This window comes from Christiangramia aestuarii (assembly GCF_009735585.1).
Taxonomy (GTDB): Bacteria; Bacteroidota; Bacteroidia; order Flavobacteriales; family Flavobacteriaceae; genus Christiangramia; species Christiangramia aestuarii.
This window is the reverse complement of record NZ_VJVW01000041.1, coordinates 1-540: the sequence shown is the minus strand read 5'-3', so window position 1 is coordinate 540 and position 540 is coordinate 1. Positions and strand designations below refer to the sequence as shown.

Genomic DNA, 540 nt, shown 5'->3' with positions numbered 1-540 from the left:
GCGCCAGGCCGTGGCCGCGCCGCTGGGCCGCCAACTGGTCCTCGCCGGCGCCGGCTCGGGCAAGACCCGCGTGCTGGTGCACCGGATCGCCTGGCTGATCCAGGTCGAGCACGCCTCGCCCTACAGCATCCTGTCGGTGACCTTCACCAACAAGGCGGCGGCGGAGATGCGCCACCGCATCGAGCAGTTGCTCGGGATCAATCCGGCGGGCATGTGGGTCGGCACCTTCCACGGCCTCGCCCATCGCCTGCTGCGCGCGCACTGGCGCGAGGCCGGGCTGAGCGAGAACTTCCAGATCCTCGACAGCGACGACCAGCAACGCCTGGTCAAGCGGGTGATCCGCGAACTCGGCCTCGACGAGCAGCGCTGGCCGGCGCGCCAGGCCCAATGGTTCATCAACGGGCAGAAGGACGAGGGCCTGCGGCCGCAACACATCCAGCCCGGCGGCGACCTGTTCCTCGCCACCATGCTGAAGATCTACGAAGCCTACGAGGCGGCCTGCGCCCGCGCCGGGGTGATCGACTTCTCCGAGCTGCTGCT

The 540-nt window shown here is 70.0% G+C and carries 1 protein-coding gene; it reads left to right on the top strand.

Annotated features, from left to right (window positions below):
- Positions 1 to 540 (top strand): UvrD-helicase domain-containing protein (locus tag FLP08_RS16825; protein ID WP_156278083.1); only part of this gene is annotated, 540 nt, incomplete at both ends.